At 49.5% G+C, this 5,088-nt stretch carries 4 protein-coding genes; 3 read left to right on the top strand and 1 reads right to left on the bottom strand.

The genetic code is table 11. The features are described from left to right. Positions 1–73 precede the first annotated feature (73 nt). The 3 genes from parC (at position 74) to ACI4WN_RS02265 (ending at position 4,592) form a co-directional block, all read left to right on the top strand. A complete protein-coding gene (parC, locus tag ACI4WN_RS02255; RefSeq protein WP_439776797.1) occupies positions 74–2,557 on the top strand; it encodes a DNA topoisomerase IV subunit A in 2,484 nt (827 codons plus the stop codon). Positions 2,558–2,691: 134 nt separating this feature from the next. After that, the gene (locus tag ACI4WN_RS02260) at positions 2,692–3,627 is read left to right on the top strand and encodes a manganese-dependent inorganic pyrophosphatase (protein WP_008460522.1); all 936 of its coding nucleotides are present in this window, start codon (positions 2,692–2,694) and stop codon (positions 3,625–3,627) included. A 149-nt stretch (positions 3,628–3,776) separates the two neighbouring features. After that, a complete protein-coding gene (locus ACI4WN_RS02265; protein WP_439776798.1) occupies positions 3,777–4,592 on the top strand; it encodes a Cof-type HAD-IIB family hydrolase in 816 nt (271 codons plus the stop codon). 40 nt (positions 4,593–4,632) lie between these two features. On the opposite strand, the gene ACI4WN_RS02270 is transcribed toward ACI4WN_RS02265, so the two are convergent. Further along, positions 4,633–5,088 (bottom strand): polyphenol oxidase family protein (locus ACI4WN_RS02270; protein ID WP_439776799.1); only part of this gene is annotated, 456 nt, incomplete at its 5' end.

Consider the following 5,088-nt stretch of genomic DNA (forward strand, 5'->3'; position numbering starts at 1 on the left):
AACGTCAAGTTCCGCCTCGGGGATGAAGAATCGATTTTAGACAAAGTTAACAACTAGGAAAGGTGGTTATTAGATGCCGGAAACTCAGGAACGAATTCGGGAGATGCCTCTTGAACAAGTGATGGGAGAAAGGTTTGGCCGCTACTCAAAATACATTATTCAAGAAAGAGCCCTGCCCGACATTCGTGACGGCTTAAAGCCGGTCCAGCGCCGGATTCTCTATGCCATGTACCGGGATGGCAATACGGCTGACAAGCCGTTTAAGAAGGCTGCCAAGGCCGTCGGTAACATCATGGGTAACTATCACCCGCACGGGGATAGTTCCATTTATGGCGCCTTGGTCTTCCTGTCTCAAGACTGGAAGATGAGAGAGCCTCTGATTGAAATGCACGGGAACAACGGGTCCATGGACGGGGACAGCCCGGCTGCCATGCGTTATACCGAATCCCGCTTGTCCAAGATTTCCAATGTCTTGCTGGAAGACATCGACAAAGAAACGGTGCCGATGGTCTTGAACTTCGACGACACGGCCTATGAGCCAACCGTTTTGCCGGCGCGCTTCCCTAACCTGTTGGTTAACGGGTCAACTGGGATTTCTTCTGGGTACGCCACGGAAATTCCGCCGCATAACTTAAGTGAAGTCTTAGACGCGACCATTCATCTCTTGAAGCACCCTGATGCAACGCTGGACGACTTGATGGAATTCGTCAAGGGGCCGGACTTCCCAACTGGCGGGATCGTCATGGGCACCAAGGGGATCAAGGATGCCTACCTGACGGGCAAAGGCCGGATCCAGGTCCGGGCCAAGACCCAGATTGAAGAAATCCGCGGCCACCGCCAGCAGATTGTGGTGACGGAAGTCCCTTACCTGGTCAACAAGTCCCAACTGGTCAAGAAGATCGACGAAATCCGGGTCAGCCGGGACCTTGACGGGATCAGTGAAGTTCGGGATGAAACCGACCGCCATGGTTTGTCCATCGTCATCGAACTGAAAAAAGACGCCGATGCCCAAAACATCCTGAACTACCTGTTAAAGAACACTGACTTGCAGGTTTCCTACAACTTCAACATGGTCGCTATCGACCACATGACCCCGGTGCAAGTGGGCTTAAAGCGGATCTTAGAAGCCTACTTGGAACATGCGGAAGAAGTTCTGACCAAGCGGACCAAGTTTGACTTAGGCAAGGCCAAGGATAGATTGGAAATCATCCAAGGCTTGATCAAGGCCATGTCTATCTTAGACCAGGTCATCAAGACCATTCGGGCTTCTAAGAATAAGGCTGATGCCAAGAAGAACCTGGTCAAGGAATTTGACTTCTCAGAAAGACAAGCCGAAGCCATCGTCAGCTTGCAACTTTACCGCTTAACCAATACCGACGTCTTGGCTCTGCAGAAAGAACAAAAGGAACTGGAAGCTAAGATTGCGGCTTTTGAAAAGATTTTGGCGGATCCGAAGGTGCTGCAAAAAGAAATCATCAAAGAACTGACCGCAGTCAAGAAAGAATTCGGCAACCCGCGCCGGACCCAAATCAGCGATGAAACTGCTAAGGTTGAAATCGACGAAAAGGCCCTGATTGCTGAAGAAGACGTCCGCGTTTTGGTCAGCCGGGACGGCTATATCAAGCGCTCATCCATGCGGTCCTACCAGTCAACCGAGTCTGGCGATAATGGCTTGCCAGAAACCGACCGGGTGGTCTATGAAGGCACCTTGTCGACTTTGACCAACCTCTACCTTTTCACCAATTACGGGAACTTGATCTACCGGCCAGTCCACGAACTGACGGAAACCAAGTGGAAGGATGTTGGTCAGCACCTGTCCCAAGAACTGGGCTTAGCCGCCGATGAACAAATCATCCAAGTATATGCCTTAGAAAAATTGGATGACGCGGATGCGGCCTTTTTGATGGCCACAAACGATGGCTTTATCAAGCAAGTGGCCTTAAGTGACCTGCAGCCAACCAGAACCTACCGGTCTCGCGCCATCATGGCCATGAAGCTGAAGACGGACACGTCTCGCGTCATTATGGTTGACCTGGTTAAACCGAGTGAAGAGCGTGAAGTCGTGCTCTTGACCAACCAAGCCTTTGGTCTTCGCTATGATTTGTCAGAAGTCCCAATGATTGGGGCTAGAGCTGCTGGGGTTAAGGCCATCAACTTGAAAGACGACGACTACGTCGTTGCCTGCTATGCCTTTGATCCAGCCTATACAGACCTCTTAAAGCTGGGGCTCATTACCCAAAGAGGGGCCTTTAAGCAGATGAAGCTGGACTTGATCGGCAAGACAACCCGGGCTAAACGGGGCGTCCTGGTCCTAAGAAACCTTAAGACCAAGCCGCACCGGCTGGTAGCTGCCAAGTTCTATGGCCAAGACCATGAACTGACCCTAATTACTTCCAGCATGAGAAAGCAGGTCATCCGGACTTGCGACCACCCACTGGGTGACCGGCAGTCAAACGGCTCCTTCGTCATCGACGTCACGACCGACGGTGAGCCAAGAGAGCTGCTTTTGGGCAAGCCGCTGACTAGCGCTGAAGCTGACACTAGCCGCCTATTTTAGACAAATAGGATAAGAAATAAGAAAAAAGCTTAAAAGCTATAAAAAGAATACAAAAAGTGATAAACAAATCTCTTGTTTTCTAGTAGACTTAAATAAGAGAGAAAAAATTAGCTTTTTAGAAGGGAAATTCCAAGATGGAAAAAGAACTTATTTTTGGTCACAGAAACCCAGACACTGACGCAATCGGCACTGCCATTGCTTACTCATACTTCCAAAACCAAAAGGGCTACAACACTGAAGCTGTAGCCTTGGGCGAAGCTAACGACGAAACTAGCTTTGCTTTGAAGAAGTTTGGCTTTGAAGCACCACGTGTTGTCAAGACGGTTGCTAACGAAGTTAACGCCATTATGCTGGTTGACCACAACGAACCACAACAAAGCGTTGAAGACCGCGACAAGGTTAAGGTTACCCACGTTATCGACCACCACCGGATCAGCAACTTCGCCACTATCGACCCACTTTACTACCGGGCAGAACCAGTTGGCTGTACTTCAACTGTTTTGTGGGAAATGTTCAAGGAACAAGACATGGAAATCCCAGCTAACATTGCTGGTATTATGTTAAGTGCCATCATTTCTGACACCCTGTTGCTCAAGTCACCAACCACCACTGACATCGACAAGGAAGCTGTAGAAGACCTGGCTAAGATCGCTGGCGTTGACTACAAGGAATACGGCTTGGAACTTTTGAAGGCCGGCACCAACATCGCTGCTAAGTCAGTTGAAGAATTGATCGACCTTGACGCTAAGAGCTTTGAACTTGGCGGCAAGACTGCTCGCATCGGTCAAATCAACGTTGTTGACGTTCCAGAAGCTTTGGAACGGAAAGATGGCTTCCTCAAGGCCATGACTGACGCAAGCAAGGAAAACGGCTACGACTTGTTCATGCTGGTAATCACTAACGTTTTGGACTCAGACTCAGAAGTGCTCTTCGTCGGCGATGACGAAAGCAAGGAAGTCTTCAAGAAGGCCTTTGGCAAGGAATTGGTTGACTCAGAAGCTCACCTGCCAGGCGTTGTTTCACGTAAGAAGCAAATCGTTCCTCCACTTACCCGCGCTTTTGAAGCTTAATTGGTAAGCGAATAGGACAAAAGTTAATAGAATAGTAAAAAGCCGCCAAGCAACTTGGTGGCTTTTTGCATGCCCTGATTCGCATTTTTAGCAAAAAATTGGTAAAATTTGCTATAGAAGAGTAAAGGCTTACAGAAAAGGAGAAAACGATGACCTACAAGTTAGTTGCCTGCGATTTAGACGAGACCCTGATTGGCAGGGACCGAAAGATCAACCAGCGCAATCTCGATGCAATTCGGGAATTTACCAAACGAGGCGGCAAGTTTGTGCCGACCACTGGCAGGGGGTTTGTTTCCATTCAGGATGATACCCTGGAAACCCTGGGCCTGCGGGGGATGGCAGACCAGTACACGATTTCTTATAACGGCGGGATGATCAACGAAAATGATGGCAAGCTGTTTAAATTGACCCCGCTGCCTTTTGATTTGGCTGAGGAGCTGTTTAAGAGAGGGCTGACCTATCCGGTCGGGATGCACGTTTATACGCCGGACACGGTTTACGTGATGAACATGACTGACGAGATGATGGAGGTCGTCTTGGGCCGGCTGCAGGTCACGGTTTCTGAAGAAAAAAGCCTAGACTTTTTGCGCGGCCAGCAGATCGTTAAGATTTTATACGATAATCCTGATTTTGCCTATTTGAAACAGATCCGGGAGGACTTTAAGGACGTTGAAGACCAGCTGGAAATCAGCTATTCTTCAAACCGCTACCTGGAATTTAACCCAAAAGGCGTCGACAAGGGGACTGGGCTTAAGTTCTTGTGCGAAAAACTGGGCATCGACATCAAGGACACCATTGCCATCGGCGACAACTATAACGACCTGGCCATGATTAAGGCGGCAGGACTTGGCGCTGGCGTAGCCAATGTTGACCCGGAAGTGGCTAAAGACTGCGACTACGTGGCAGAAAGCGACTGCGACCAAGGCGGCGTCGGCGAAATCATTGAAAAATTTGCTTTGAAATAAAAAGAAAGCCTGCAACTCATGGAAAAGTTGCAGGTCTTTTTTACTTCATGCGGATGATGGAAATGTTGCGGTATGGGGACTTGTTCTTCCGGTAGGAAAAGAAGAGGTCGTCGTGCTCAGTCGTGCAGTAGGGCGACACCTCAATGTTTGCCTCTGGTACGCCCAGGTTTAAGAGTTGCTGCTTGATCAGGCCCTTAGAATTGAGGAGGTAGTGGTTGGCATCTTTTTTGACATAAAAACTGGAGGTGTCAAAGGACATCTGCTTAACCAGGTCGATGATGTCATCCATAGCCTCGAAGTTCCGCTGCTCAAGTGACGGCCCGATATAGGCGTGGAAGTAGCGGGGATCGCAGTTTTCGTGGTCGATCAAATATTTGGTCGTCTTGCCGGCAATCTCCTGCACGGTCCCCCGCCAGCCGGAGTGGATGGCGCTGATCAGCTCTTCACGCTCATGGTAGAGGAGAACCGGGCAGCAGTCAGCATGGAAGGTGAGGAG

It is taken from the genome of Lactobacillus sp., assembly GCF_051893255.1.
GTDB lineage: Bacteria > Bacillota > Bacilli > Lactobacillales > Lactobacillaceae > Lactobacillus.

Coding starts and splice junctions, on each gene's coding strand:
- ACI4WN_RS02265 (WP_439776798.1), top strand. CDS start 3,777: ATGACCTACAAGTTAGTTGCCTGCGATTTAGACGAGACCCTGATTGGC.
- parC (WP_439776797.1), top strand. CDS start 74: ATGCCGGAAACTCAGGAACGAATTCGGGAGATGCCTCTTGAACAAGTG.
- ACI4WN_RS02260 (WP_008460522.1), top strand. CDS start 2,692: ATGGAAAAAGAACTTATTTTTGGTCACAGAAACCCAGACACTGACGCA.